Source organism: Pseudomonas sp. 2FG (assembly GCF_005502935.1).
In the GTDB taxonomy this organism is placed as follows: Bacteria; Pseudomonadota; Gammaproteobacteria; order Pseudomonadales; family Pseudomonadaceae; genus Aquipseudomonas.
Map to the genome: position 1 here is coordinate 188204 of NZ_SCMP01000004.1, position 25006 is coordinate 213209.

General features: G+C 61.9%; 22 protein-coding genes. 9 read left to right on the top strand and 13 right to left on the bottom strand.

The features are described from left to right. The 5 genes from FFS13_RS06000 to FFS13_RS06020 all read right to left on the bottom strand — a co-directional run bounded on the left by FFS13_RS06000 (window position 1) and on the right by FFS13_RS06020 (window position 7945). The gene (locus FFS13_RS06000; protein ID WP_137818197.1) at window positions 1-744 is read right to left on the bottom strand and encodes a 5-oxoprolinase subunit PxpA; all 744 of its coding nucleotides are present in this window, start codon (window positions 742-744) and stop codon (window positions 1-3) included. Between the two features lie 204 nt (window positions 745-948). Continuing rightward, the gene (locus FFS13_RS06005) at window positions 949-3510 is read right to left on the bottom strand and encodes a sulfite reductase flavoprotein subunit alpha (RefSeq protein WP_137818198.1); all 2562 of its coding nucleotides are present in this window, start codon (window positions 3508-3510) and stop codon (window positions 949-951) included. A 109-nt stretch (window positions 3511-3619) separates the two neighbouring features. Continuing rightward, the gene (locus FFS13_RS06010) at window positions 3620-4303 is read right to left on the bottom strand and encodes a Fe2+-dependent dioxygenase (RefSeq protein ID WP_137818199.1); all 684 of its coding nucleotides are present in this window, start codon (window positions 4301-4303) and stop codon (window positions 3620-3622) included. 69 nt (window positions 4304-4372) lie between these two features. Continuing rightward, on the bottom strand, window positions 4373-6598 hold the full coding sequence (locus tag FFS13_RS06015; RefSeq protein WP_137818200.1) for a TonB-dependent siderophore receptor: 2226 nt from the start codon (window positions 6596-6598) through the stop codon (window positions 4373-4375). A gap of 183 nt (window positions 6599-6781) precedes the next feature. Continuing rightward, entirely contained in the window at window positions 6782-7945 is a 1164-nt protein-coding gene (locus tag FFS13_RS06020; RefSeq protein ID WP_137818201.1) for a type III PLP-dependent enzyme, read from the bottom strand. 433 nt (window positions 7946-8378) lie between these two features. Here FFS13_RS06020 and FFS13_RS06025 point away from each other — a divergent pair, with 433 nt between their 5' ends. After that, complete coding sequence (locus FFS13_RS06025; protein WP_137818202.1) at window positions 8379-9962, top strand: peptide chain release factor 3; 1584 nt, start codon at window positions 8379-8381, stop codon at window positions 9960-9962. Between the two features lie 127 nt (window positions 9963-10089). Here the strand turns inward: FFS13_RS06025 and FFS13_RS06030 are convergent, their stop codons facing one another. Next, window positions 10090-10452: an endonuclease domain-containing protein gene (locus tag FFS13_RS06030; protein ID WP_137818303.1), complete on the bottom strand. Its 363-nt coding sequence runs from the start codon at window positions 10450-10452 to the stop codon at window positions 10090-10092. A gap of 176 nt (window positions 10453-10628) precedes the next feature. Between FFS13_RS06030 and FFS13_RS06035 the strand changes: the two genes are divergently transcribed. Both FFS13_RS06035 and FFS13_RS06040 read left to right on the top strand, forming a co-directional pair. Continuing rightward, the gene (locus FFS13_RS06035; protein WP_137818203.1) at window positions 10629-11405 is read left to right on the top strand and encodes a TatD family hydrolase; all 777 of its coding nucleotides are present in this window, start codon (window positions 10629-10631) and stop codon (window positions 11403-11405) included. A 91-nt stretch (window positions 11406-11496) separates the two neighbouring features. Next, window positions 11497-12387, top strand: coding sequence for an ROK family protein (locus FFS13_RS06040; protein WP_137818204.1), 891 nt, complete (start codon window positions 11497-11499; stop codon window positions 12385-12387). A gap of 86 nt (window positions 12388-12473) precedes the next feature. Here the strand turns inward: FFS13_RS06040 and ampE are convergent, their stop codons facing one another. The 3 genes from ampE to FFS13_RS06055 all read right to left on the bottom strand — a co-directional run bounded on the left by ampE (window position 12474) and on the right by FFS13_RS06055 (window position 16311). Further along, window positions 12474-13310 carry a regulatory signaling modulator protein AmpE gene (gene ampE, locus FFS13_RS06045; protein WP_137818205.1) on the bottom strand — a complete coding sequence of 279 codons (837 nt, stop codon included), beginning with the start codon at window positions 13308-13310 and terminating at the stop codon, window positions 12474-12476. A 12-nt stretch (window positions 13311-13322) separates the two neighbouring features. Beyond that, the gene (gene ampD / locus FFS13_RS06050) at window positions 13323-13871 is read right to left on the bottom strand and encodes a 1,6-anhydro-N-acetylmuramyl-L-alanine amidase AmpD (RefSeq protein ID WP_137818206.1); all 549 of its coding nucleotides are present in this window, start codon (window positions 13869-13871) and stop codon (window positions 13323-13325) included. Window positions 13872-13980: 109 nt separating this feature from the next. Further along, on the bottom strand, window positions 13981-16311 hold the full coding sequence (locus FFS13_RS06055) for a DUF1631 domain-containing protein (protein ID WP_137818207.1): 2331 nt from the start codon (window positions 16309-16311) through the stop codon (window positions 13981-13983). 318 nt (window positions 16312-16629) lie between these two features. On the opposite strand from FFS13_RS06055, the gene nadC reads away from it, so the two are divergent. Next, window positions 16630-17478, top strand: a complete 849-nt coding sequence (gene nadC / locus FFS13_RS06060) for a carboxylating nicotinate-nucleotide diphosphorylase (protein WP_137818208.1) — start codon at window positions 16630-16632, stop codon at window positions 17476-17478. Between the two features lie 159 nt (window positions 17479-17637). Here the strand turns inward: nadC and FFS13_RS06065 are convergent, their stop codons facing one another. Together FFS13_RS06065 and FFS13_RS06070 are read right to left on the bottom strand one after the other, a co-directional pair. Beyond that, a complete protein-coding gene (locus FFS13_RS06065) occupies window positions 17638-18336 on the bottom strand; it encodes a hypothetical protein (protein WP_137818209.1) in 699 nt (232 codons plus the stop codon). Between the two features lie 133 nt (window positions 18337-18469). Then, window positions 18470-18985 (bottom strand): pilin, encoded by a 516-nt coding sequence (locus FFS13_RS06070; protein WP_137818210.1) that lies wholly within the window; start codon window positions 18983-18985, stop codon window positions 18470-18472. A 226-nt stretch (window positions 18986-19211) separates the two neighbouring features. Here FFS13_RS06070 and pilB point away from each other — a divergent pair, with 226 nt between their 5' ends. From pilB to yacG, 5 genes are read left to right on the top strand one after another with little or no spacing between them, the layout of a single operon-like run. Continuing rightward, a complete protein-coding gene (gene pilB / locus FFS13_RS06075) occupies window positions 19212-20915 on the top strand; it encodes a type IV-A pilus assembly ATPase PilB (protein ID WP_137818211.1) in 1704 nt (567 codons plus the stop codon). A gap of 3 nt (window positions 20916-20918) precedes the next feature. Next, window positions 20919-22136: a type II secretion system F family protein gene (locus FFS13_RS06080; protein ID WP_137818212.1), complete on the top strand. Its 1218-nt coding sequence runs from the start codon at window positions 20919-20921 to the stop codon at window positions 22134-22136. Window positions 22137-22139: 3 nt separating this feature from the next. Continuing rightward, on the top strand, window positions 22140-23012 hold the full coding sequence (locus tag FFS13_RS06085; protein WP_137818213.1) for an A24 family peptidase: 873 nt from the start codon (window positions 22140-22142) through the stop codon (window positions 23010-23012). Then, the gene (coaE, locus tag FFS13_RS06090) at window positions 23009-23620 is read left to right on the top strand and encodes a dephospho-CoA kinase (RefSeq protein ID WP_137818214.1); all 612 of its coding nucleotides are present in this window, start codon (window positions 23009-23011) and stop codon (window positions 23618-23620) included. Before FFS13_RS06085 ends, coaE begins: the two co-directional genes overlap by 4 nt. Next, a complete protein-coding gene (gene yacG / locus FFS13_RS06095; protein ID WP_119952301.1) occupies window positions 23617-23817 on the top strand; it encodes a DNA gyrase inhibitor YacG in 201 nt (66 codons plus the stop codon). Before coaE ends, yacG begins: the two co-directional genes overlap by 4 nt. 36 nt (window positions 23818-23853) lie before the next feature. On the opposite strand, the gene FFS13_RS06100 is transcribed toward yacG, so the two are convergent. After that, window positions 23854-24069 (bottom strand): hypothetical protein, encoded by a 216-nt coding sequence (locus tag FFS13_RS06100; RefSeq protein ID WP_137818215.1) that lies wholly within the window; start codon window positions 24067-24069, stop codon window positions 23854-23856. A gap of 106 nt (window positions 24070-24175) precedes the next feature. Further along, the gene (locus tag FFS13_RS06105) at window positions 24176-24865 is read right to left on the bottom strand and encodes an energy-coupling factor ABC transporter permease (protein ID WP_137818216.1); all 690 of its coding nucleotides are present in this window, start codon (window positions 24863-24865) and stop codon (window positions 24176-24178) included. Between the last annotated feature and the right edge of the window lie 141 nt (window positions 24866-25006).

Sequence of the window (25006 nt, forward strand, 5' to 3'; positions counted from 1 at the left end):
TCATGCCGCGTCCAACAGCGCGCGCAGACGCCGCAGCACGGCCAGCGACTCGGCATTATCGCCATGCACGCAGAGGCTGTCGGCGCGCAGTTGCAGCGGCGCGCCATCCAGATCGGGGAAGGGTTCGGCGCGGGCAATCGCCAGGGCCTGCTGCAAGATCCGCTCGGGATCATGGTGCAGCGCACCGGCCAGGCGGCGTGGCGCCAGTTGGCCATCGGCCAGGTACGCGCGGTCGGCGAAGGCCTCGAACAACAGCGGCACCCCGGCGGCCGCGGCCAGGCGCTGTTCGCGACGGTTGTCGGCCAGGGCCAGCACCATCAGCGGCAAGCCCGGGCGAAAGGCGGCACAGGCTTGCAGCACCGCGGTCAGTAAGCCGTCGTCGCGGACCAGGTCGTTGTACAGCGCGCCATGGGGTTTGACGTAGGCCAATTGGCTACCCGCGGCGCGGCAGAAGGCCTCCAGCGCGCCCAACTGATACAGCACCAAGGCCTGCACCTCCTCCGCCGAACAGGCCAGATGACGGCGGCCGAAGCCCAGCAGATCCGGATAAGCCGGATGGGCGCCAATCGCCACGCCGTGCTGCACCGCCAGGGCCACGGTGCGCTGCATGGTCAGCGGATCGGCGGCGTGGAAGCCACAGGCCAGGTTGGCCTGATCCACCAGCGGCATGGCGTGAGCATCGTCGCCCAGGCTCCAGACGCCGAAGCTTTCACCCATATCGCAGTTCAAGAGGATTCTATTCATGCCCTCAAGCTTAGAGCCGCGGCGGCGTGGCGGGAAGCGTGCAACAACAAAGCAGAGCAAAGCGCGGCGGTGTAGGGCGGTCTCGCCGCGCAGCGGCAGCCCGCCAACCCATGGCTCTTCGGCGTACTGCGCAGGGTGGCTCGTGCTCCTGGCGTACTGCCTGCGGCGAGTACACCCTACCTATGCGCTCGGCCGGCCACCACGTCAGTAAACGTCGCGACGGTAGCGGCCCTCTTCCGTCAGTTGCTGCACCGCCTCGACGCCGAGCAGTTCGTGCAACACCCGGTCGACGCCCTCGGCCATGCCCAGCAGGCTGCCGCAGACATAGATCGCCGCACCCTCGGCCAGCCAGTTGCGCAGCTCATCCGCGGCCTCGCGCAGGCGGTCCTGCACGTAGATCTTCTGCGCCTGATCACGGGAGAAGGCCAGGCCCAGGCGGGTCAAATCGCCGTCCGCCAACCAGCCTTGCAGCTCAGTGCGACAGAAGAAGTCGTGGGCGGCGTTACGCTCGCCGAACAGCAGCCAGTTGCGTGTGCTGCCCTCGGCAATCCGCGCCTTGAGCAGGCTGCGCAGGCCCGCCAAGCCGGTGCCGTTACCCAGCAGGATCAACGGCCGCGGCTCTGCCGGCAGATGGAAGCCGCTGTTGCGACGCAGGCGCAGGCTGACCGTCGTACCGACCGACGCGTGCTCGGTCAACCAGCCGGAACCCAGGCCCAGGCTGCCGTCCGCGTGGCATTCCTGACGCACTATCAGCTCCAGCGCGCCATCGCTGGGCAAGGAGGCTATCGAGTATTCGCGCGCGGCCAGCGGAATCAACGCATCGACCAGGGCTTGCGCATGCAGGCCGACCAAATGCTCGCGGCTGCTCGGCAGTTGCCGGCTCGCCAGTGCCTGGGCCAGGGTTTCGCTCAGGCCGGCCAGTTGCACCGAGGTCTGTGCCGCCACGCCCAGGCCGGCGAGAAAGGCCTCGACCGCTGTGGCGCTGTTGCGCGGCAGCACCTCCACCAGGTCGCCAGCCAACCAATCGGCCACCGTACCGTTCGGCACCAACAGCCGCACCAGGAAGGTCGGCGCACCCGCGCTGCCCGCGTTCAGCAACTCACGCCCGCTCAAGGTCCAGTTGGCGAAGTCTGGCGCCTGCCAGACCGCAGGCGCCAGGCTGCCGGTCAATTGGCCGAGCTGCTGTTGCCAGTGCTGCAATGCGCTGCCGTCACCGTTATCCACCTCCACCGGCGCGAACAGACTCTGGGCGCCCTGCTGGTCGAGCCAGGCGTGCAAGCGCCGGGCAAAGCCGCAGAATTGCGCGTACTGCCGGTCGCCCAGGGCCAGTACGGCGTACCTCAGGTTGTCCAGGGTCACGGCTTGGCCGAGCAGCTTGCGCTCGAAACCGCGGGCGCTGTCCGGTGCCTCGCCGTCACCGAAGGTGCTGACCACGAACAACGCGTTCTGCGCCTGGCGCAGGCTCTGCTCGTCCAGCGTGGCCAGCGGCTGCACCCGCACCGGATGGCCGGCGGCCTGCAGTTGCCCGGCCGTCTGCCAGGCCAGCTGTTCGGCGAAACCGCTCTGGCTGGCGAAGCCGATCAGCCAACCCTCGGCGGTGCCGACACTGACGGCCAAGCCACCACGGGCGGCGCGCACCTGGCGCTGCTTGCGGCGACGATCGAGGTAGAGCAACCAGCCGGTGATCGCAAACAGTGGCATCGTCAGGCTGGCGAGCATCATCAGGATGCGCCCGAGCAGGCCGAAGTAGCTGCCGACATGCAGGGCGTAGATGCTGGCGAGCAGCTGACCGCCGAAGGGTTGCTCGGCATAACGCTGATGCCGGGCGATCTTGCCGCTGACCGGGTCCAGCTGGAGCTGGTTGAGCGCCCGTTCATGCGGCGAGTTTTCCAACAGATAGAACACAGTCGCCGGCTGGCCGGCCACCGGTGGCAAACGCAGGTTGTAGGCGCTCAGCTGCGGGCCGGCGGCGGTCTGGATGCTGCTCCAGAGCGCCGGGTAATCCACCACCGGCGGCGGGCCGGATGGCGTCTGCATACCGGGTTTGCCACCGTCGCGGCGGCCCTCGCCCTTGCCGCGCTGCTCGCCGGCGGGTGCATCGCTCAGCAGCCGGGTCAGCCCCGCGCGATACCAGTCGTAGGACCAATACAGCCCGGTCAGCGACGCCAACAGATAAAACGCCAGGCACCAGGTCCCGGCCACCGAGTGCAGATCCCAGTTGAAGCTCCGCCCCTTGCGCGCCCAATCCAGGCACAGCCAGGCGCGCCAGTTCAGCGCCTGGCGTGGCCAGCGCAGATAGAGGCCGGATAGGCAGAAGAAGATGAGAATCAAGGTGCAGGCCGCGGTGATCTGCTTGCCGAACTCACCCAGGGCGAGGAAGCGGTGCAGCTGCAGCATCAGGCCAAAAAACTGCTGCCCCGTCGGCTCGTCCAGCAACTCGCCGCTGTAGGGGTCGAAATAGCGCATCGGCCCGCGCCGCTCGCCCGGCGGCGGGCTGAAGAACACCCGTGCGGCGTTATCGCCGTGGGTTTCCAGCCATAGCCCGGAAACCGTCTTGCCTGCGGCGGTCTCGATCTTCTGCACCAACTCGGCCGGCGCCAGCACGCCGGACTCACGCACCTGAACCCGCAAGCTGTCCGGGTTGAGGGCGCCCATGATCTCGCCTTCAAAGGAGTACAGCGCGCCGGTCACGCCCATCAGGGCCAGGACCAGGCCGGCAGTGATACCGAAGAACCAGTGCAGCTGAAACAGGATTTTCTTCAACACGACGAACACCTTGCACAACGAAAGCCGGAGCCCATGGAGAGGCGATTCTAGTTGCGAATCAGTTGCAACAGTACGCTTTTACCTAGTCTTTACTCTGCACCGGCCGGGCTCAGACATCGGCCCAGCGCCGCAGCAGGTTGTGGTACACCCCGGTCAGCTGCACGCTGCTGGCATGCCCGGCACCCAGTTCGCGGTTGAGCTGCTGGATGCTGCTGTCCAGATCGAACAGCAAGGTGCGTTGGCCGTCGTCGCGCACCATGCTCTGCAGCCAGAAGAACGAGCAAACCCGCGCACCGCGGGTCACCGGATTGACCCGGTGCAGGCTGGTGGACGGATAGAGGATCAAATCGCCGGCCGCCAGCTTGACGCTGTGGGCGCCGTAGGTGTCCTCCACCAACAGTTCGCCGCCGTCGTACTCGTCGGGACTGGTGAAGAACAGGGTGGCGGACAGGTCGGTACGAATCTTCTCGCCAGTAGCGCGCACCTCGCGCACTGCGTTATCCACATGCAGGCCGAACGACTGGCCGCCCTGGTAGCAATTGAACAGCGGCGGGAACACCTTGCTCGGCAACGCCGCCGAGACGAACAACGGGTTGCGGCTCAATGCTTGGAGAATCAGTTCGCCCATCTGCCGGCCCTCGGGGCTGTCCTCGGGCAGCTGCAGATTGTCCTTGGCCAATGCCGACTGGAAACCGGCCGTGGCCTTGCCATCGATCCACTGCGCCTGTTGCAGCAGGCGCCGGCAATCGGCGACCTGTTCGGGGGTCAACACCTTGGGGATATGCACCATCATCGCGACGATCTCCTGATACGCCAAAACCCCGCCGAATGGGCGGGGCTTTGATTGCAACGGTTTTAAGCTTTAGAACGAGTAGTTGGCGGTCAACACGGCGGAGCGACCGTCGCCGGGGACCATACCGCCCGTCGTGGCGTTAGTGCCAACGCTGGTACGCAGGCGGTCGTAATACTCCTCGTCGAACAGGTTGTTGACGTTCAACTGCAAGCCCAGCTCTTTGCTGGCCTGGTAGCCCAGCATGGCGCCGTGCACCCAGTAGGAGTCGACCTTCGCAGTGCCGGCGTTGGCGACGTTGCGCTCATCGACGAACTGCACCCCATAACCCAGCTCGAAATCAGCCGGCAACTGGTAGGTGTTCCACAGGCTGAAGGAGCGCGGCGGGGTGTTGGCCAGCGCTTGACCTTCCTGCGCCTGATCGGCAACAGAGGCGCCCGCCTTGACGATTTCGCTGCTCAGTTGGGTGTAGGTGGCGAACGCCTGCCACTTGTCGGTGATCTTGCCGGACACCCCCAATTCTATACCGTCGACGCGCTGCACGCCCTCCAGGACGAACTGGGTGATATTGCTGTTACCCGTGACGTCGGCATCGATCCGGCCATTGGTCTTCTCAACTCGGAAGATCGCCGCGTTAAGCGACAGGCGCTGATCCAGCAGTTCCCACTTGGTCCCCAGCTCCCAGGTTTCGTTCTTCTCCGGATCGAGATTCTCATTGTCCGCGCTCAGGCCGGTACCGGTGGTGGCCACACCTTGCGCCGAAGGGTTGAAGGAGTTGCCCCAGGCCACATAAACCGTGCCGTTCTCGACCGGCTTGTAAGCCAGCCCAACTCGACCGCTGACCACTTCATCCGAGGACTCGAACTGGGTGCGCGGCGGATTGTTCGCGAACACCACGCTATCGCTCTCGCCTTCGAACTTCTCATAGCGCACGCCGAGGCTCAGGTCCCACTGATCATTCAGCGCCAAGGTGTCAAAGGCATACAAGGCCTTGTCGGTCAGCTCGGAGTCCAGCGTCGAGGTCTTGGTCTTATTGGTCGGACCGCTGTAGTAACCCGGCGGGTTATGCAGGGCGTAGACCCGGCTCGTATCCAGGTTGTAGCTGATACCGAAGCGGTCCAGGGTCTCGCGGGAGACTTCGGCGCCAGTCACCAGCGTATGGTCGATAAAACCAGTGGCGAAGTTCCAGGTCAGGTTGGTCTGGTTGATCGCCAGCTTGGTGGTGGTGTCGCGGCCCACGCCGGCGGTGTTATTGCGATAGCGGTACTGATCGGTGCCGACCAGGGTGACGTAGCTGCGCGTGGTGATGGTGCGGTTATCGGTTTCGCTGTAACGCGCGAGGTTGCTCAGGCTGACCAGCTCGTTGAAGTCATGCTCGAACTTGACGGTGAGGGAGTCGACATCGACCTCTTCGGTATCGATATTTCTGAAGCCGAAATAAGTATCACGGTCCACATCCCCCACCACCTTGCCATTGATGGCCGGCAGACCGTAGTCCGGCAGATTCTGGTCGGACTGGTGCAGGTAGCTCAGGGTCAGGCGGGTCGGGGTGCCGAGGCCGAAGCTGACCGAGGGCGCGATGCCCCAACGCTCGTAGTTGATCTGCTCGCGACCGGCCACGTCGTTCTCGTGGGCCATCAGGTTGAGGCGGAAGGCCGCACCTTCGATGCCGTCCAGCGGCTGGTTGATATCCGCCGCCAGGCGATGGTAGCCGTCCGTGCCGAGGCCGGCTTGGAGGTTATTCGAGGCGCGGAGTTTCGGCGTTTTGCTGACCATATTGATCGAGCCCGCCGTGGCGCCGGCACCGGCGTAGACCGAGCTCGGGCCCTTGACCACTTCCACCTGTTCCAGGTTGAAGGTGTCGGAACGGGTGATGTTGGCGCTGTCGCGCAGGCCATCGAGCATGATGTTGTTGGTGGCGCTGAAACCGCGGATGTTGATGCTGTCGCCATAGGCGCCGCCCTCGCCGGCCCCGAAGGTGATGCCGGAGACGTTGGACAGCACCTGGCGCAGGCTCAACGCGTTCTGCTCCTTGATCACGGCGGCCGGCACTACTGTGATGGTCTGGGGAATGTCCAGCAGCGGCGCGGTGTACTTCGGCGAAGAGGCTTGCTCGACTTTGTAGCTCTTTTCCTGGTCCTGCTTACCTTGCACCTTGACCGCGCCCAGCTCCACCGCTTGGCTCTTGCTGCCTTCTGCCGCCAGGCCTGTACAGGCGAAGGACGCAATGGCGAGACCGATAGCGGAAGCCAGCAGACGAGGCTGTGGCAAATTGGAGGACATCGCTTTCTTGTTCATAAGAATCACTCCCCAAGCAAAATGAGGCGCGATTCTATTTGAGAAATAATCTCAATCAACATCAAATAGCAATCTTTACAAACTCTTTACATATTTCCACGGAACTGCGCGTACCCACCGACTCCCCCTGGCCCATAACGACAAAACCCCGCCATGGCGGGGTTTTGTCATCTGACTCAAGGCTTACAAATAGAAGGCCTTCAGCGGCGGAAAGCCGTTGAACTCCACCGCGCTGTAGCTGGTGGTATAGGCCCCGGTGGACAGCCAGTAGAGACGATCGCCGATCGCCAGGTTCAGTGGCAGGCCGTACTTGTAGTTCTCGTACATGATGTCGGCGCTGTCGCAGGTCGGGCCGGCAATCACCACCTCCTCCATCTCGCCCTTCTTCTCGGTCCAGATCGGGAACTTGATCGACTCATCCATGGTTTCGATCAGGCCGGAGAACTTGCCGACATCGACATAGACCCAACGCTCAACGGCGGTGCGCGACTTACGCGCGACCAGCACCACTTCACTGACCAGCATGCCGGCGTTGGCGATCAGCGAGCGGCCCGGCTCGAGGATGATTTCCGGCAGCTCATCGCCAAAGTCTTCCTTGAGGAAGCGGATGATCTCCTCGGCATAGGTTTCCAGGCTGTTGGTCCGGGTGATGTAGTTGGCCGGGAAGCCGCCGCCCATGTTGATCAGCTTGAGCTCGATGCCGTCTTCTTCCTTCAGGCGCTCGAAGATCACCTTGACCTTGGCGATGGCCGCGTCCCACACGCTGATGTCGCGCTGCTGCGAGCCGACGTGGAAGGACACGCCGTAGGGCACCAGGCCCAGCTCGCGGGCCAGGATCAGCAGATCCATGGCCATGTCGGTCTGGCAGCCAAACTTGCGCGACAGCGGCCAATCCGCCGTGGTCGAGCCTTCGGTGAGGATGCGCACATAGACCTTCGAGCCCGGCGCGGCCTTGGCGATGTTGCGCAGGTCGGCTTCCGAGTCGGTGGCGTACATACGCACGCCCTTCTCGAAGAAGTAGCGGATGTCCCTGGATTTCTTGATGGTGTTGCCGTAGCTGATGCGCTCCGGGCCAACGCCCTGGTTCATCACCTTGTCCAGCTCGTAGATCGAGGCGATGTCGAAGTTCGAGCCCTTGTCCTTGAGCAGATCGATGATCTCGACGGCCGGGTTGGCCTTCACCGCGTAGTAGACCTTGGCGAACTCGAAACCGGCGCGCAGGTCGTCGTAGGCCTGGCTGATGATCTGGGTGTCGATCACCACGAAGGGGGTTTCGTGCTGATCGGCGAATGCCTTCATTTTCTGGAAGGTTTCACGCGCGTAGTAGTCTTCGACCTGAATCGACATGCTGGGACTCCATCTGGCAAAACAAACAAAAGGTGGTTAAGGGGTGGCTTTCAGTAGAAAAGCCGCGAACGTCTAATCCGTTTCCCCACTTTGGTTCGCCTACTTCCCAAGGCATGTCGCCGAGGATTACCTGCCCAAAGGGGCCTGCAACCTCTCGTCGTCAGTACTTGAGCCGCATGGATCGTTTCCAGCATGGACGTTCGGGCGCGAACTTTAGGACCATGGGGAGCTGAGATCAATCAAAAATTGCCGCGCTGCTACCTCAGTTTGTCGCCTTGGCGATTGGCCGTTTCAGATTCCAAACGAAGCGTCATGGAATGCTGCACAAGCCCCGCGCAACCTGACCGCCGGTCGGCCGCCGCCGAGGGCGCGCTTGCGTTATAATCGCCGCCTTTTTTGACAGACCGACTATCCGTCGAGGCGTTCCCCTCCTATGACCACTCAGGCCGCCGAAGTCGCGAAACGCCGCACCTTCGCCATCATTTCCCACCCCGACGCGGGTAAAACCACCATCACCGAGAAACTCCTGCTGATGGGCAAAGCCATTGCCGTCGCCGGTACGGTGAAATCGCGTAAATCCGACCGCCACGCCACCTCCGACTGGATGGAGATGGAGAAGCAGCGCGGCATCTCCATCACCACCTCGGTGATGCAGTTCCCCTACCGCGAGCACATGATCAACCTGCTCGACACCCCCGGCCACGAGGACTTCTCCGAGGACACCTACCGCACCCTGACCGCGGTGGACTCGGCGCTGATGGTGCTCGACGGCGGCAAGGGCGTCGAACCGCGCACCATCGCCCTGATGGACGTCTGCCGCCTGCGCGACACGCCCATCGTCAGTTTTATCAACAAGCTCGACCGTGACATCCGCGACCCGATCGAACTGCTCGACGAGATCGAGGCGGTGCTGAAGATCAAGGCCGCGCCTATCACCTGGCCGATTGGCTGCTACAAGGACTTCAAGGGCGTCTATCACCTGGCCGGCGACTACATCATCGTCTACACCCCGGGCCACGGGCATGAGCGCACCGAGGTCAAGATCATCCAGCACCTCGACTCGGACGAAGCCCGCGCCCACCTGGGCGATGAGTACGAGCGCTTTATCGAGCAGCTGGAGCTGGTGCAGGGCGCCTGCCACGAGTTCGACCAGGAGGCCTTCTACCAAGGCCAAATGACCCCGGTCTTCTTCGGCACCGCGCTGGGCAACTTCGGCGTCGATCACGTGCTGGACGCCGTCGTCGACTGGGCCCCACGCCCGCTGCCGCGCGCCGCCCATGAGCGCGTGGTGGAACCGACCGAGCACAGGTTCACCGGCTTCGTGTTCAAGATCCAGGCGAACATGGACCCGAAACACAGGGACCGGATTGCCTTCATGCGCATCTGCTCGGGCAAATACGACAAGGGCATGAAACTGCGCCACGTGCGAATCGGCAAGGAGGTGCGAATCGGCGATGCGCTGACGTTCTTCTCCTCCGAGCGCGAGCAGTTGGAAGAGGCCTGGGCCGGCGACATCATCGGCCTGCACAACCACGGCACGATTCAGATCGGCGACACCTTCACCGAAGGCGAGAGCCTGGGCTTCACCGGCATCCCGCACTTCGCCCCGGAACTGTTCCGCCGCGTGCGCCTGAAGGACCCGCTCAAATCCAAGCAACTGCGCCAGGGCCTGCAACAGTTGGCCGAAGAAGGCGCCACCCAGGTGTTCTTCCCCGAGCGCAGCAACGACATCATCCTCGGCGCCGTCGGTGTGCTGCAGTTCGATGTGGTCGCCAGCCGCCTGAAGGAGGAATACAAGGTCGAGTGCGCCTACGAGCCGATCACCGTCTGGTCCGCGCGCTGGATCGACTGTGACGACAAGAAGAAGCTCGAGGACTTCAAGGTCAAGGCCCTGGAAAACCTCGCCATCGACGGAGGCGGTCACCTCACCTACCTGGCGCCAACCCGGGTCAATCTGGCGCTGATGGAAGAGCGCTGGCCGGACATCAAGTTCCGCGCTACGCGCGAGCATCACTAAAAGCCCAAAGCCCCTCAAGAGCTCAAAGCCCCTCTCCCCCGCCCCTCTCCCGCACGCGGGAGAGGGGTTCTATTCGTGCGCAATCGATCGTCTGCGCTCGGGCTCTGGCTTTGCTCCCCTCTCCCGTTTACGGGAGAGGGGCCGGGGGAGAGGGTCGCTTCTGCTCCACCCACATCCGAATCCTCTCTAGCACCGCATCCGTTTGTTGCAGCACTTCGTGATTCCAGAAGCGCAGCACCGTGAAACCCTGCCCCTCCAGCCAGCGATCCCGACGCCGGTCATAATCAGCCTGTGTGGCATGTTGGCCGCCATCGAGTTCGATGATCAACCGGAACTCCATGCAGACAAAGTCCACGATGTAAGACCCGAGAGGCTTCTGTCGCTTGAACTTCAACCCCATAAAGCGGTGAGCCCGCAACTGATACCAAAGACATAACTCTGCGTCCGTCATGTCCTTGCGCAAATCCTTGGCATACTCAAGAGTCGACATATCCATTTACTCTCTCCCTTGCCCCACTCTGTGCCCCAACCACTGCGCATGCAGGCGCAGTGGTTGGGGCGGGGCGAAGCATGCTTTGCCTATTTCCGCCTCACCCCGCAAGCGGGAGAGGGGTTCACTCGTTCAGCACGGTATATCTTGCAACTCCTGCTCGAGAAAAGTAGCCCATGCGCCTGATCGACACCCACACCCACCTGGACTTCCCCGACTTCGCCGCCGACCGCGGTGAGGTGTTGGCACGCTGTCGTGCCCTGGGGGTGGAGAGACTGGTGGTGATGGGCGTCTACCAGGGCAACTGGCAACGGCTGTGGGAGCTGGTCAAGGCCGAGGCGGGCCTGTATGCCGCCTTCGGTCTGCACCCGGCCTATCTGGATCGACACCAGCCGGAGCATCTGCACGAGCTGCGGCGCTGGCTGGAACGGCTCGCCGGGCACTCCAAACTCTGCGCCGTCGGCGAGTTCGGCCTCGACTATTACCTGGAAGCCCTCGACCGCGAGCGCCAGCAAGTGCTGTTCGAGGCGCAGCTGGCACTGGCCGCCGAGTTTCAGTTGCCGGCCCTGCTGCATGTGCGGCGCAGCCATGCCGTGGTGATCGCGACGCTGAAGCGCTTCAAGCTCAAGCGCGGCGGCATCATCCATGCGTTTGCAGGCAGCGCGGAAGAGGCCAAGGAATACCTCAAACTCGGCTTCAAACTGGGCCTCGGCGGGGCGCCGACCTGGCCGCAGGCCCTGCGCCTGCGCAAGGTGGTCACCGCACTGCCGCTGGAGGCCCTGGTGCTGGAGACCGACGCCCCGGATATGGCCCCGGCCATGCACCCGAACCAGCGCAACAGCCCGGAATACCTGCCGCAGATCTGCGCGGCGCTGGCCGAGCTGAAGGGCATCAGCCCGGACGAACTGGCGGCGGCCAGCAGCCGTAACGCCCTCGAACTGTTCGGCTGGTAGGCTCAAGCGGAGCACGATCGCAAAAACCGCTCCGAGCGCGGCGCCCTGCATACTCGATATCGACCCAATCCTGCGTAACTCAAGGTTAAGAATGCGTCCATCACTGCGGTTCGGCATCGATCTGGGTGGCACCAAGATCGAAATTGTCGCCCTGAAAAATAACCAGCCAGTCCACCGTCGCCGGCTACCCACCCCGCAAGGCGACTACGCCGCCACCCTGGCGACTATTGCTGCGCTGGTGGCGCAGGCCGAGCGTGAACTGGGCGCCAGCGGCAGCCTTGGGGTCGGCATTCCGGGGACTCGCTCACCGGATCACGGGCGGATCAAGAACGCCAACTCGATCTGCCTGATCGACCAGGATCTGCAAGGCGACCTCGAGCGTTTGCTGCAACGCCCGGTGCGCCTGGCCAACGACGCCGACTGCTTCGCCCTCTCGGAGGCCAGCGACGGCGCCGGCGCAGGGGCGGCAACGGTATTCGGGGTCATCCTGGGCACCGGGGTCGGCGGCGGCGTGGTGGTTAATGGCCGCCTACTCAGCGGGCCGAACGCGATTGCTGGCGAATGGGGACACAACCCGCTGCCCTGGCACCGCCCCGAAGACGGCCCGGCCCGCCGCTGTTATTGCGGGCTGGAGGACTGCATCGAGACCTTCTTGTCCGGCCCCGGCTGGGCGGCCCGCAGCGGCCTGGCGCTGGACGCCGCAGCCTTGGCGCTGGCGGCCACGCGCGCCGACGCCGCCGCCCAGCAGGCGCTCGAACGCTATTGCGACCAGTTGGCGCGCGGACTGGCCGCGGTCATCAACCTGCTCGACCCCCACGTGATAGTGCTGGGTGGCGGCCTGTCGAATATCGCCGCGCTGTATGAACAGGTGCCACGGCTATTGCCGCGCTACGTGTTTTCCGATCGGGTCAACACCCGCCTGCTGCCCGCCCAGCACGGCGACTCCAGCGGAGTCCGCGGCGCGGCCTGGTTGTGGAAGTGAAGCTTTCGCGCTCGCCGTAGGCTGGGTAGAGCGCAGCGAAACCCAGCTTGAGTGCAGCCACGTAGCTCAGATGCAAGCCGGGCTACTCAGAGCAACAGCGTCCACACCGCCAGGCCGGCGTACCAGAGCACCGCGGCGCGCACCAGCAACTGCCAGAGCCCGTCCAGGCTAGCGACGCCGGCCTCACCCAAAACCGGCTCGGACACCTCCGCCGCCGCGCGCCCGGCATGCACCACCAGCTGCGCGGCGGAAACATCCCAGTTCAGCAGCTCATGCAGCAACACTCGGCTGACCGCGACGAAGTTGCCCACCAACGCGAAACTCCCCGCCAGCAGCCGCACCGGCAGCCAGTCGAAGGCGTGCCGCCACTGCACCGCGCGCTCGCGCACGATCGGCTGCTGGGCATGCTCGGTCATCAACGCCAGGAGCCGATAGGCCAACGCCGCCACCGGCCCGAGCAAGGCGTACCAGAAGATCACCGCGAAGAAGCTCTGATAGGCCTGCCAGAGCAGATAGCTCTGCACCTGCTGTAGCAGGGCGCCCTCTTCCTCGGCCTGGAGCGCCAGATCGCGGCGAGCGACCAGATAGGCCGCCTCCGCATCGCCGCGCCGCCAACTGTCGCGGAAGGGGCCGAGCGCCGCCAGCGGATCGCCGCGCCCCAGGCTATAGATCAGCACCAGCAGATGCACGGGCAAGGCCAGCCAGCCATAAGCCAATGGTTCGAGCAGGGTCAGCAGCAGGGCCAGCGCCACCAGCGGCAGCAGCACCAGCAGCAGCACCGCCAGCCAGGGGCTCTCGATGAAGTCCGCCTGCCGCTCGACCCACGCCAGCAGACGCAGCCAGGGACCATCCTGCTGGATCCTGGCTCGCCAGGCCGAGAACTTCTCCACCCACAGCACCAACAGCAGCACCAGAAAGCTCATTGCCCATCCTCCTTAATCTGTTAACGCCGCCCGCAGACGCAGCCAATCGAAAGCGGGCCCCGGATCGGTTTTGCGCCCCGGCGCAATATCGCTGTGGCCACAGATACGCTCCAAGGTGATCGCCGGATAAGCGTTCCGCAACACCCGGCTCAACTCCACCAGCGCCGCATATTGCGCCTCAGTGAAAGGCAACTCGTCTGTCCCCTCCAACTCGATCCCGAGCGAGAAGTCATTGCAGTTCTCCCGCCCCTCGAACCGAGAAATCCCGGCATGCCAGGCACGCTCCAGGCAGGAGACAAACTGGGTCACCGCGCCGTCACGCTCAATCAGAAAATGCGCCGACACCTGGAGCGCCGCAATTCCAGCGAAGTACGAGTGCTCATCCGCCGTCAGCCGATTTTGAAACAACTCTTGCACCTTGCCGGTGCCGAATTGGCCTGGCGGCAGGCTGATGTTATGAATCACCAGCAGGGAAATTTCCCCCTGAGGGCGATCATTGCAATTGGGCGAGGGGCAGCGGCGCACCCCCTCACACCAAGCATTTGAACTATCCAACTGCATAGCGGCTCCTTAGCTGCCAACCACTCTAGAACAGGCCGACGACAGGGCCAAGCGCCGCAAACAACAACGCCCGACAGGATGCCGGGCGTTGTTGATGGCTAACCGTGAATCAACTGTGTTTCAGACGGCGCAGATTGCCAATCACCGACTCCAGAGCACGGTCGAACAACAACGCATCATCGAGCAGGCGGATAGCGCTGCGGCGAAACTCTACGGCCAGGCCCATGCGGGTCTTTTCCAAGACCTTCATGCCGGTACGGTTGACGAAGATGTACTTGCCCGTGGGCTTGATCACCGCCGCCAGCTTGCAACGCAGCTTATGCTCCTCATCCTCCTGGAGTTCCACCCAACTGCCGACGCGCAGGTTGTCCACCTGTAGCAGCGCCTCATCGTCGTCGGCCAGGCTGGCCTCCGGCTCCGGCAGCCGGCTTTCGCCCGGCGCAGCCAGGACAATTTCTTCAATCACCTCGACCATCGCCGGCTCATCAACCTGCTCAGCCAGATCCGCCGGCGACAGTTCCAGCAGCGGCAACTCATTCGCCAATACCTCAGCAGCCCCGGCAACAGCCACCTGCTCAGTAGCCGGCCGCTCAATCACCGACAATTCGGCTTCTGGCAGCTGCCGCTTGAAGCGTTGGAAGGCCTGAACATGCAGGGCCTCCAACTGGCTGAAAAACGCGCTGGTGGAGAATGGATCGAAAGCGGCGCTGGCCATCCCTTCACGTAATGCCTTGAGCAGTCCCGGCACCAACTCCAGCAAGCGCAGGCGCGCCTCCGGATCTTCGTGCGGCGCAACGCTCCAGACCAAGTCATCCATGGTCGCCAAGGCCGCCAGCCACTCTGGCGAGCCAACGCCGTGCTTGAGGCACGTCAGCATCAGCACCTTGCTCCAGGCCTCTTGCAGCAAGCGCACCACCACCTCCGGCAGAGTCCGGCCAAGCAGACGCTCATTCAACGCCTGCTCCACCTGCCGGCGTGCCAGTGCGGCCTTGGCACTGCCCTCTTCAGCATCACGAGTGCGCTGCTCGAGGAGCTCGCTACGGCGGCGCTCATCGCCGGTAAAGGCCAGGAAGTCCGCCAGCAGCTCGGAAAAAATCGCCGGGTCATCGACAAAGTCATTCAGCAGGCGTTGCACCACCTGCTCGATCTTCTGATACAGGCTGTCACGCTGGGTATTGTCGTGCTCAGCCCAACCCAACGCGGCCGAAGCAATTTCGTTGAGCAGGCGGCGAGCCGGATGGCTACCGCGACTGAAAAAGGTCTTATCCAACACCGCCACTTTCAGCATCGGGATCTGTAAACGCCCGATCAGCGCTTTCAGCGAGTCCGACAGCGTGCGGTCATCCAAGATGAACTCGAACAGCATGGAGACCAGATTGATGACGTCCTCATCAACCTCGCCAACCACACGCGCCTTGCCCGCTTTAACGCTGGCGCGGCTCAGCAGCTGCTCCAACTGCTGACGCAGATCGAGGTCATCCATGGCCGCTGGCGCGGGCGCGCGCTGCTGCAAGTGCGACAGCAAGCGCAGCAGATCATTGCTGGAAATCGGTAGCGCATCCGCCGGCAGCTCGCGCCGCGGCAAGCCTGTACTGCGAACCTGCGCAAGCAGCTCCTGAAGTACGCCGAACACCTCCTGCACGCCTTCGGCAGTGTAGCTGCCAGCCTCCGCGGGCAGAGCCGCCCCCTCCTCACGCCCAGAACGCGAGCCCGATGTTGGCACCTGTCCGGGCTGGCGGCGAGTAGGCGCCGACTTCAGCTCCGGCAGCACACCCGCCGCCACCAACTGCTGGTTGGCCTCGGCGTAGAGTTGATCGAGATCACTCAGTACATACTTTTCGAATAACTTGAGAATGATCAGCTTGACCTTGATCTCCACTCCCAGACCACTGCAGGCCTCGAGGAAAAAGCCGCACAGCACCACAGGCCCGAGGGGGGTGGACTTGTTATCGAGCTTTTTGCTGACCACCGCATTCAGGCGAGTGGTCAGGTGGCCTAGCGCGACACCGTCGCGACTCATCACCTTGACCACCATGGAGTCCAGGGCTACCGACTCCTCCAGCTCATCGTTCTGGATCAGCGCGAGCGTGTCGAAAGACACCGCATCCAACTGCGGCGCTTTGCCAATTTCGTATTGATTGAGGGTAGCGAAAGACTCGAAGACTTTTTGCAGGAAGCCACGCTCAATGCTTTTGCGCTTCAAGCGCAAATCACGCATGGCTTCGAAGAAGGTGTTCTGCTCAGCATTGCTGGTCGCGCGATCGGCCATCTCGAAAAGCGTGTCGTCCGCGTTATCGAACAGCGCTTGCAGCGCCTGCTTGAGCTGCTGAGCAGCCTTATCGCGGATCTGGATCAGCGCCACGGGCAGCCTTCCCGCCGACGGAGTGGGCGAGTGCTCAGGGGCAACCTTGTTCAGATGCACCACTTTCGCATCGGTCATTGCAAGTCTCCCGCAGACGGCCCCTCTCGGGCTTATTCGTCTGCACAACGATCAACGGGGCCTCACCCGCAACGTCAAAGGCCTGGCGCCAATATTAAGCAGACAGAGCGTCATTATAGAGACCAATCCCGACCTTCAAGCCGACTTTTCCTCCAAGCATGACCCACGTCACAGATGTACCGCACCAGCCTCCCAGCGGCCACTCATTCATGACCAACGCACTATCGGCCTCGCAAAAAGACCCAGCCTGCTCTCAATCACGCTGCGCCCGCCGTCGACCCTCCCTATAATCGCCCGATCTAGACAGTGGAGCCCGCCATGCCGAACCTCATCCTCGCCGACCTGAGCGCAGAAATCGAAGCCAACGTCCGCCGCGCCCTGCGCGAGGATATCGGCAGCGGCGACATCACCGCCCAGCTGATCCCCGCCGAACGCCTGGCCCACGCCACCGTCATCACCCGTGAAGCGGCCGTGCTCTGCGGCAGCGCCTGGGTCGATGCGGTGTTCCGCCAGCTCGACCCACGCGTCGCCGTACACTGGCAGGTGCAGGACGGCGAGCGCGTAGCGCCCAACCAAACCCTCTTCCACCTGGAAGGCCCGGCCCGCGCGCTGCTCAGCGGCGAACGCAGCGCCCTGAACTTCCTCCAGACCCTCTCCGGTGTCGCCACCCGCTGCCAGCACTATGCCGACCTGGTGGCAGGCACCGCCGTCAAACTGCTCGACACCCGCAAGACCCTGCCCGGCCTGCGCCTGGCGCAGAAATACGCCGTCACCCGCGGCGGCTGCCACAACCACCGCATCGGCCTCTACGACGCCTTCCTGATCAAGGAAAACCATATCGCCGCCTGTGGCGGCATCGCCCAAGCCGTGCAAACCGCCCACAAAATCGCCCCCGGCAAGCCGGTGGAAGTCGAAGTGGAGAGCTTGGAAGAGCTGCAACAGGCACTGGCTGCGGGGGCCGACATCATCATGCTCGACGAACTCAGCCTGGAGGAGATGCGCACCGCGGTAAGACTCACCGCCGGCCGCGCCAAGCTCGAAGCCTCCGGCGGCATCAACGAAAGCACCCTGAGGACTATTGCCGAGACAGGCGTGGACTATGTTTCGATTGGCGCACTGACCAAGGACGTCAAAGCCATCGACCTGTCGATGCGCCTCAGCCTCTGACGCATAGGGTGGATTAGCCGCGCAGCGGCGTGATCCACCGAACCAAGGGCAAGAGGATTGACGAAAAGCCCGGCAGCCAGAAACCACAAACCCCGCTTCGGGAGCAGGGCTTGTGACGCTTCAGGCTAGGCCTGAAGACTTTGACAAAGAGGGGTATCGCTAGCCCTTGCCGTCCGGAATAAAGTCCAAGACCTTGCGCGCGTCCGGGTCAAAACATACCGAACCACTCTGGTAAGAGGATTCGATATCGACCCGTAAACAGGCGTTCTCCCCACCCTCGCCAGCGCCACGCAGGATCTTCACTAGCGCCTGACGATCGGCAGGCATTTCACGGTACAGATCCACACGCTGCTGAAGAGGCATCTCGCCATCGAGCAGTGCTTTCGTATGCTGGGCCAGAAACTCCGCAGCGCTCGACGGAACCTCGACATAAAAGAACTTCGGCGCCCATCCGCTGAGACCGTCCAGAACCTGCGGTTCGACATTCAACTGACGGTAATCCTCACGGTTGACCACGTAGAACGTATCGAACACATGCACGACCGCCAGCGGCCGCGCATTGCTCACGACATAACAACCGGCAACCAGCGCCAGGGTCTGCACCAGGACAACCAGCGACAGATCCCTGACCAGCTCCAGCCTCGGCTTCAGCGGGTTGAACACTATCAGGGTCAGGCAAGGCCCCAGCACAAGATCCACAGCGAGGATGATTCTCAGCCCTTCCCAGCCTCCGGCGGCCAGAAACAACGCCCCGGGGAAAAACAGGAACAGCGCAAGCGACGCCAGCAGCACAAAGACCATCAGGCCGAGCAGCAAATGCAGCGCAGAAGCGCGCCAGCGACTCATCGACTTCGTCATATCTCCATCCCAAGTAAAAAACCAGACGATCTGAAAGCTGTATATCCGACAACCACACAACAAAAAACCCCTTAGTTAAGGGGTTTTTTGTTTATCTCAAGAGCAACGGCTCAAGATACCGAGTGCCTCCCGATTAACGGCACTCGCTCGGCGCGAACTGAGCTGGCAAGGTGCCGGCGGTAATTTGGCCCAGGCCGCGACCGGCGGAAAGGGTGTTAAGAGTAGAAGCACAGCCCCAGTCGATGGAACCGGTCAGGCCGCTACCGAAGTTGGCAGCCAGCTGAACCGGAGCACCAGCCACTTGCACGTAAGGGATGTAGACCAGAGTGGCGGCAACCGGAATATTACCCACGTTTAGCTCGTTGAAGGTCACTATCACTTCGCCGGTGGCGGCAGTAATTGTCACGGAAGTCACGTACTTACTGGTGGCACCAGGCCAAGCGCCAGCGACTGCGTTCAGCTCAGGCTGGGTATTTGCTTCGGCGATCAGGGATTTGGCGCTGGAAGCCAGGCCCACACCCTCGGTTACCCGGGCACGGATGGTGTAATCCTGATAAGCCGGCAAGGCCACGGCCGCCAAGATCCCGATGATCGCCACCACGATCATCAATTCAATCAGGGTAAAACCCTTTTGCAGTTGAGCTTTCATTTGAATCTCCATGAGTTGTTAGGCCTTCCGCCTGTTAGAAACGCAGCAAATAGCGCGCCAACTCAAAAACCCCCGCAGAGCGCCTTAAATCCGTGCCGATCCGCCCCTACAGCTACAACCATTAATCCGCACCTTGTGACACTTTTTGCCACCCGCTTGCTCGCCGTTTGGCAGTCTCGGGCATCTGCGCTATAAGGCAGGGCATTGTGTCTATGAGTTCCTTGTCATGAATGACGCCGTATCCCTCTCGGGCCTGGCCAGGCAGATGGTGCTGGCCGAACTGCTGGATGAAAAAAGCGCCCAGCAGGCGCAGCAACAGGCCCAGCGCAACAAGCTGTCGCTGGTCACCTACCTGGTGCAGAACAAGCTGGTGAAGAGCCGCGCCCTGGCCGAGCTGGCGGCCGAGCAGTTCGGTGTGGCCTTTCTCGACCTCGGCAGTCTCGACAAGGAAGGCCAGCCCAAGGATCTGGTCAGCGAGAAGCTGATTCGCCAACACCGCGCCCTGCCCTTATGGCGCCGTGGCAACAAGCTATTCGTCGGCGTATCCGACCCTTCCAATCACCAAGCCATCACCGACATCCAGTTCAGTACCGGGTTGAATACCGAAGCCATCCTGGTCGAGGACGACAAGCTTGGCGATGCCATCGAAAAGTTTTTCGATAACGCCGCCAGCGGCATGGAAGATCTCGGCGATGTCGACCTGGACGGCGTAGACATTCAAGCCGTCGATGATGACAAGCAAGATACTGCCGAGGGCAATTCGGCGGACGATGCGCCGGTGGTACGTTTCGTTAACAAAATGCTGCTGGACGCAATCAAGGCCGGCTCGTCCGACCTGCACTTCGAGCCCTACGAAAAAACCTATCGGGTGCGTTTTCGTACCGACGGCATCCTGCATGAGATCGCCCGCCCCCCCATCCAGCTGGCGCCGCGTATTTCCGCGCGACTCAAGGTCATGGCCAGCCTGGATATCTCCGAACGGCGCAAGCCTCAGGATGGGCGGATCAAGATGCGCATCTCGAAAAACAAGTCGATCGATTTCCGGGTCAGCAGCTGTCCGACCTTGTGGGGCGAGAAGATCGTGATGCGGATTCTCGACCCTTCAAGCGCACAGATGGGCATCGATGCCCTCGGCTATGAAGAGTCGCAAAAAGACCTGTATATGGCCGCACTGAAACAGCCACAAGGCATGATCCTGGTCACCGGCCCCACCGGCTCAGGCAAGACCGTTTCGCTGTATACCGGGCTGAATATCCTCAATACGGTGGATGTGAACATCTCCACTGCCGAAGACCCAGTCGAGATCAACCTGGAAGGCATCAATCAGGTCAACGTCAACCCCAAGCAGGGCATGGACTTTGCTCAGGCATTGCGCTCATTTTTGCGCCAGGACCCCGACATCATCATGGTCGGCGAGATCCGCGACCTGGAAACCGCCTCCATTGCCATCAAAGCCGCGCAGACCGGCCATATGGTGATGTCTACCCTGCACACCAACAGCGCCGCCGAAACCCTGACCCGCCTACGCAATATGGGTGTGCCCTCTTTCAACATTGCCACCTCGGTCAACCTGATCATCGCCCAGCGCTTGGCCCGCAAGCTCTGCACCAGTTGCAAGAAAGAGGTACAGATTCCACGCGAGGCTCTGCTAGAAGAAGGCTTCCCGGAAGACCAGATCGGCACCTTCAAGATTTATGCTCCTGTCGGCTGCGAAAATTGCAACGGCGGCTACAAGGGCAGACTCGGTATTTATGAAGTAGTTAAAAACACGCCCTCCCTGCAGCGGATTATCATGGAAGAAGGTAACTCCATTGATATTTCAGTACAAATGCGCAAAGACGGCTTTAATGACCTGCGCACCTCGGCTCTGCTGAAGGCCATGCAGGGTATTACCAGCCTCGAAGAAGTAAACCGCGTGACTAAGGACTAAGCCATGGCCGTGAAAGCGATAAAAACCAGCACCTTCAGCTGGGAAGGGACTGACAAGAAAGGCTCCAAGCTCAAGGGCGAAACAAGCGGCCATAACCCAGCCCTGGTCAAAGCACAATTGCGCAAGCAAGGCATCAACCCGACCAAGGTGCGCAAAAAGTCAGCCTCACTGTTCAGCGCCGGCAAAAAAATCAAGCCTATAGACATCGCCCTGTTTGCGCGGCAGATGGCGACCATGATGAAGGCCGGCGTGCCACTGCTGCAGTCTTTCGAGATCATCGGTGAGGGGCTCGACAACCCGAACATGCGCAAATTGGTGGACGACATCAAACAGCACGTTGCGGCAGGCAATAGCTTCGCTGCGGCCCTGCGTACACGCCCCCTCTACTTCGATGATCTTTTCTGCAACCTGGTGGATGCGGGCGAGCAAGCCGGCGCCCTGGAAGACCTGCTCGACCGAGTTGCCACCTATAAAGAAAAGACCGAAGCACTCAAAGCCAAAATCAAAAAAGCCATGAACTACCCGATTGCGGTGGTGTGTATCGCGGTGATTGTTACTTGCATCTTGCTGCTAAAAGTTGTTCCTCAATTTGAATCTGTATTCTCTAGTTTCGGTGCAGAATTACCAGCATTCACTCAGTTGGTTGTCGCCTTATCGAGAGGACTTTCAGAGTGGTGGTATATTCTTCTAGCCTGTCTAGTTGGATTTGTTTTCAGTTTCAGTGAAACGAAAAAACGCTCAGAAAAATTTCGCGACTGGCTTGACCGGGTTGCACTCAAGGCACCGCTTGTAGGCGACATCATCTACAAATCCTCAGTGGCGCGCTATGCACGCACCCTGGCAACTACCTTTGCTGCTGGCGTGCCGCTGGTTGAGGCACTGGACTCGGTGGCTGGTGCGACCGGTAATATCGTGTTCAAGAACGCCGTAAACAAAGTCAAACAAGACGTCACTTCGGGTATGCAGTTGAACTTCTCGATGCGTAGCACGGGTGTATTCCCCTCGATGGCGATTCAGATGACCGCCATCGGTGAGGAGTCCGGCGCCTTGGATACGATGCTGGATAAAGTCGCCAGCTATTATGAGGCCGAGGTCGATAACGCCGTCGATGGTTTAACCGCGTTGATGGAACCCTTGATCATGTCTGTACTGGGCGTACTGATTGGCGGCCTAGTTATTGCCATGTACCTGCCTATATTCCAACTGGGTGCCGTGGTTTAACTCATGTCCTTGCTCGATTTTTTGGCCAGCCATGTGCTGGCCTTTGTTTTATGTGCGCTGCTATTGGGCCTGCTTATCGGCAGTTTCTTGAATGTCGTGGTCTATCGCCTGCCCAAGATGCTGGAGCGCGACTGGAAAGCTCAGGCGCGCGAAATTCTGGGCATGCCGATTGAAGCGGGCGGTGAAACCTTCAACTTGATTCTGCCCAACTCGCAATGCCCGCACTGCGACCACGAAATCAAGCCGTGGGAAAATATCCCGGTCTTCAGTTACCTGTTCTTGCGTGGCAAATGCTCGTCCTGCAAAGCACCGATCAGCAAGCGCTACCCATTGGTGGAGCTGGCCTGTGGACTACTGTCAGCCTATGCAGCCTGGCACTTCGGCTTCAACTGGCAGGCCGGCGCCATGTTGTTGCTGACCTGGGGCCTGTTGGCGATGAGCCTGATCGATGCCGACCACCAGTTGCTGCCGGATGTCTTGGTACTGCCGCTGCTGTGGCTGGGCCTGATCCTCAACTACTTCGGCCTGTTTACCAGCCTGGAAGATGCGCTCTGGGGCGCGATTGCGGGCTATCTGAGCCTGTGGTCGGTGTATTGGCTGTTCAAGCTGGTGACCGGCAAGGAAGGCATGGGCTTTGGCGACTTCAAGCTGCTGGCCATGCTCGGCGCCTGGGGTGGCTGGCAGATTCTGCCGCTGACCATTCTGCTCTCGTCGCTGGTAGGTGCCGTGCTCGGCGTGATCATGCTGCGCCTGCGCAATGCCGAAACCAGCACACCCATCCCCTTTGGCCCTTATCTGGCGCTTGCTGGCTGGATTGCGCTGCTCTGGGGTGATCAAATAACCGGGACCTATCTTCAATTCGCCGGTTTTAAATGACTAAACCCTGGATTCTTGGCCTGACGGGCGGCATCGGCAGCGGTAAAAGCGCGGCGGCTCAGCACTTTATCGACCTGGGTGTGCATACCGTAGATGCCGACCACGCCGCGCGCTGGGTCGTGGAGCCCGGCCGGCCGGCCTTGGCGCAGATAGTTGAGCACTTCGGTGCAGGCGTGCTGCAAGCGGATGGCCAGTTGGATCGTGCGGCTTTGCGCGCACGCATTTTCCAGCACCCGGAAGAACGGCGCTGGCTGGAAGCACTGCTGCATCCGCTGATCGGGCAGGAGATCCTCAGCCATCTGGCCCGCGCCGAATCCCCCTACGCCATCCTGGTCTCGCCACTGCTGGTGGAATCCGGCCAACACCAGTTGACCCAGCGGGTGCTGGTGGTGGATGCCCCTGAAGAGTTGCAGCTGCAACGCACCATGCAGCGCGACCAGGCGCCCGCAGAACAGGTGCAGGCCATTCTCAAGGCCCAGGCCAGCCGCGAAGAACGCTTACGCCACGCCGACGATGTACTGCTCAATGACCGCGATCTAAACTGGTTGCAGACTGAAGTCGAACGCCTGCACCACTTTTACCTGACACTGCGCGGAGGCCAGTCATGAGCCAAGCCCCAACCGTTACCTGCCCCACCTGCGGCGCCCCAGTCGAATGGGGTCCGCAAAGCCCGAGCCGGCCCTTCTGCTCCGAGCGCTGCAAACTGATCGACCTGGGCGCCTGGGCGGCGGAAGAGCACGCGATTCCCGGCGACCCGCTGGAAGACGACATTTTCTCCGGCGATCTACCGCCACGGCAGCATTGATCAGCCCCGCCCCATAGCTGCCCAGCAGCAAGCGGATCAAGGGCGCATAAAGCTGTAATCGCGCCCGTCATCCAGGTTTTCCGCCAAGAACTGCAGCTCTTGCGCCAGGTCAGCTGCGCTGCGCCCCTGCTTGCTCCGCTCCACCACGGCGCTGAGCAAGGCGCGCAAGCACAGCTGCTCGTCATACCCCGCCTCCCGTGCAGCAGCCAGACTGCGCTGCAGCTCCTGTTTCGCCCATGCATGAACACCCATCGCCCATCCTCCCGCAGTGATTCGCCTCAGAATGGCGGCTATGCCGTGACGGGACTTGATGCAGATCAACTGGCACGCCGCCATCCAGCGGCTGAATCAGTGGGAATCAGCGCGGCGGCTCGTCATCCTTCCAAGGCGCCTGCAGGTAACGGCAACGGTTGAAGGTTTCCAGCCAGTCCGGCTGGAACACCACCAATGCGCTCACCAGCATGCCGTTGATAAACGCCTCGGGAAACATCACCAACCAGAGATAACCGACAAAATCCCCCAGCCAGGCCGGCATGGGAAAGCGCCCGTCTAACCAGAGCACGCCGAGCCCAGCCAGCACACAGAACAGCGCCGCCAACGCCGCAGGAAAGAAGCCCGAGCAGAAGATGTAGACGAACAGGTTACGCGGCTGCGCACGCTCCACCAGCAGCGCGCAGAGCTCGGTGACCAGCACCGGGATCAGCACCAGCAACACCCCATTCAGCCCCAGCGCGGTGAGCTCCTGACGACCGATGGCGAGCAGACCGAGCTGCGCCGCCAGCCCAGCGAGCACGGCCAGCGGCCAGTCGAGCAGCAGAGTCACGGCCGTCATGCCGATGAAGTGGTAGGACACCCCGACCTCAAAGTCGCGCCGCACCAGCCACAACAGGAACAGCGCCAGCACCGTGCCAAACAGAAGGTGCTGGCGCCGAGCGTCACTGAACAACTCCAGCCACGGCGCACGCCAGGCGGCCCAGAGCAACACCGGCAGATAAAGCGCCCAGCCCCCGAAAAGGCTGGTCGGCGACAGCAGCTCGGCGGCAATCATGGCACCACCTGCGCTAAGCCAATGGCCACTGCAACGGAGCGAATCGACATAGGCAACTCCCTAGCGCGTAGCGGCTCAGTCTACACCGAGGTAAAGCCCGCTACAGAGCCGCCCGTTGCCGCTGCAAGGAATGTGAGAATC

Bases quoted from the DNA above. Each gene is read 5' to 3' on its own strand.
- FFS13_RS06010 (WP_137818199.1), bottom strand. From the start codon at position 4,303: ATGATGGTGCATATCCCCAAGGTGTTGACCCCCGAACAGGTCGCCGAT.
- FFS13_RS06020 (WP_137818201.1), bottom strand. From the start codon at position 7,945: ATGTCGATTCAGGTCGAAGACTACTACGCGCGTGAAACCTTCCAGAAA.
- FFS13_RS06100 (WP_137818215.1), bottom strand. From the start codon at position 24,069: ATGGGTGTTCATGCATGGGCGAAACAGGAGCTGCAGCGCAGTCTGGCT.
- ampE (WP_137818205.1), bottom strand. From the start codon at position 13,310: ATGAGCTTTCTGGTGCTGCTGTTGGTGCTGTGGGTGGAGAAGTTCTCG.
- nadC (WP_137818208.1), top strand. From the start codon at position 16,630: ATGCCGAACCTCATCCTCGCCGACCTGAGCGCAGAAATCGAAGCCAAC.
- coaE (WP_137818214.1), top strand. From the start codon at position 23,009: ATGACTAAACCCTGGATTCTTGGCCTGACGGGCGGCATCGGCAGCGGT.
- FFS13_RS06030 (WP_137818303.1), bottom strand. From the start codon at position 10,452: ATGTCGACTCTTGAGTATGCCAAGGATTTGCGCAAGGACATGACGGAC.
- FFS13_RS06055 (WP_137818207.1), bottom strand. From the start codon at position 16,311: ATGACCGATGCGAAAGTGGTGCATCTGAACAAGGTTGCCCCTGAGCAC.
- yacG (WP_119952301.1), top strand. From the start codon at position 23,617: ATGAGCCAAGCCCCAACCGTTACCTGCCCCACCTGCGGCGCCCCAGTC.
- FFS13_RS06105 (WP_137818216.1), bottom strand. From the start codon at position 24,865: ATGATTGCCGCCGAGCTGCTGTCGCCGACCAGCCTTTTCGGGGGCTGG.
- ampD (WP_137818206.1), bottom strand. From the start codon at position 13,871: ATGCAGTTGGATAGTTCAAATGCTTGGTGTGAGGGGGTGCGCCGCTGC.
- FFS13_RS06000 (WP_137818197.1), bottom strand. From the start codon at position 744: ATGAATAGAATCCTCTTGAACTGCGATATGGGTGAAAGCTTCGGCGTC.
- FFS13_RS06015 (WP_137818200.1), bottom strand. From the start codon at position 6,598: ATGAACAAGAAAGCGATGTCCTCCAATTTGCCACAGCCTCGTCTGCTG.
- FFS13_RS06065 (WP_137818209.1), bottom strand. From the start codon at position 18,336: ATGACGAAGTCGATGAGTCGCTGGCGCGCTTCTGCGCTGCATTTGCTG.
- FFS13_RS06070 (WP_137818210.1), bottom strand. From the start codon at position 18,985: ATGAAAGCTCAACTGCAAAAGGGTTTTACCCTGATTGAATTGATGATC.
- FFS13_RS06080 (WP_137818212.1), top strand. From the start codon at position 20,919: ATGGCCGTGAAAGCGATAAAAACCAGCACCTTCAGCTGGGAAGGGACT.
- FFS13_RS06085 (WP_137818213.1), top strand. From the start codon at position 22,140: ATGTCCTTGCTCGATTTTTTGGCCAGCCATGTGCTGGCCTTTGTTTTA.
- pilB (WP_137818211.1), top strand. From the start codon at position 19,212: ATGAATGACGCCGTATCCCTCTCGGGCCTGGCCAGGCAGATGGTGCTG.
- FFS13_RS06025 (WP_137818202.1), top strand. From the start codon at position 8,379: ATGACCACTCAGGCCGCCGAAGTCGCGAAACGCCGCACCTTCGCCATC.
- FFS13_RS06035 (WP_137818203.1), top strand. From the start codon at position 10,629: ATGCGCCTGATCGACACCCACACCCACCTGGACTTCCCCGACTTCGCC.
- FFS13_RS06040 (WP_137818204.1), top strand. From the start codon at position 11,497: ATGCGTCCATCACTGCGGTTCGGCATCGATCTGGGTGGCACCAAGATC.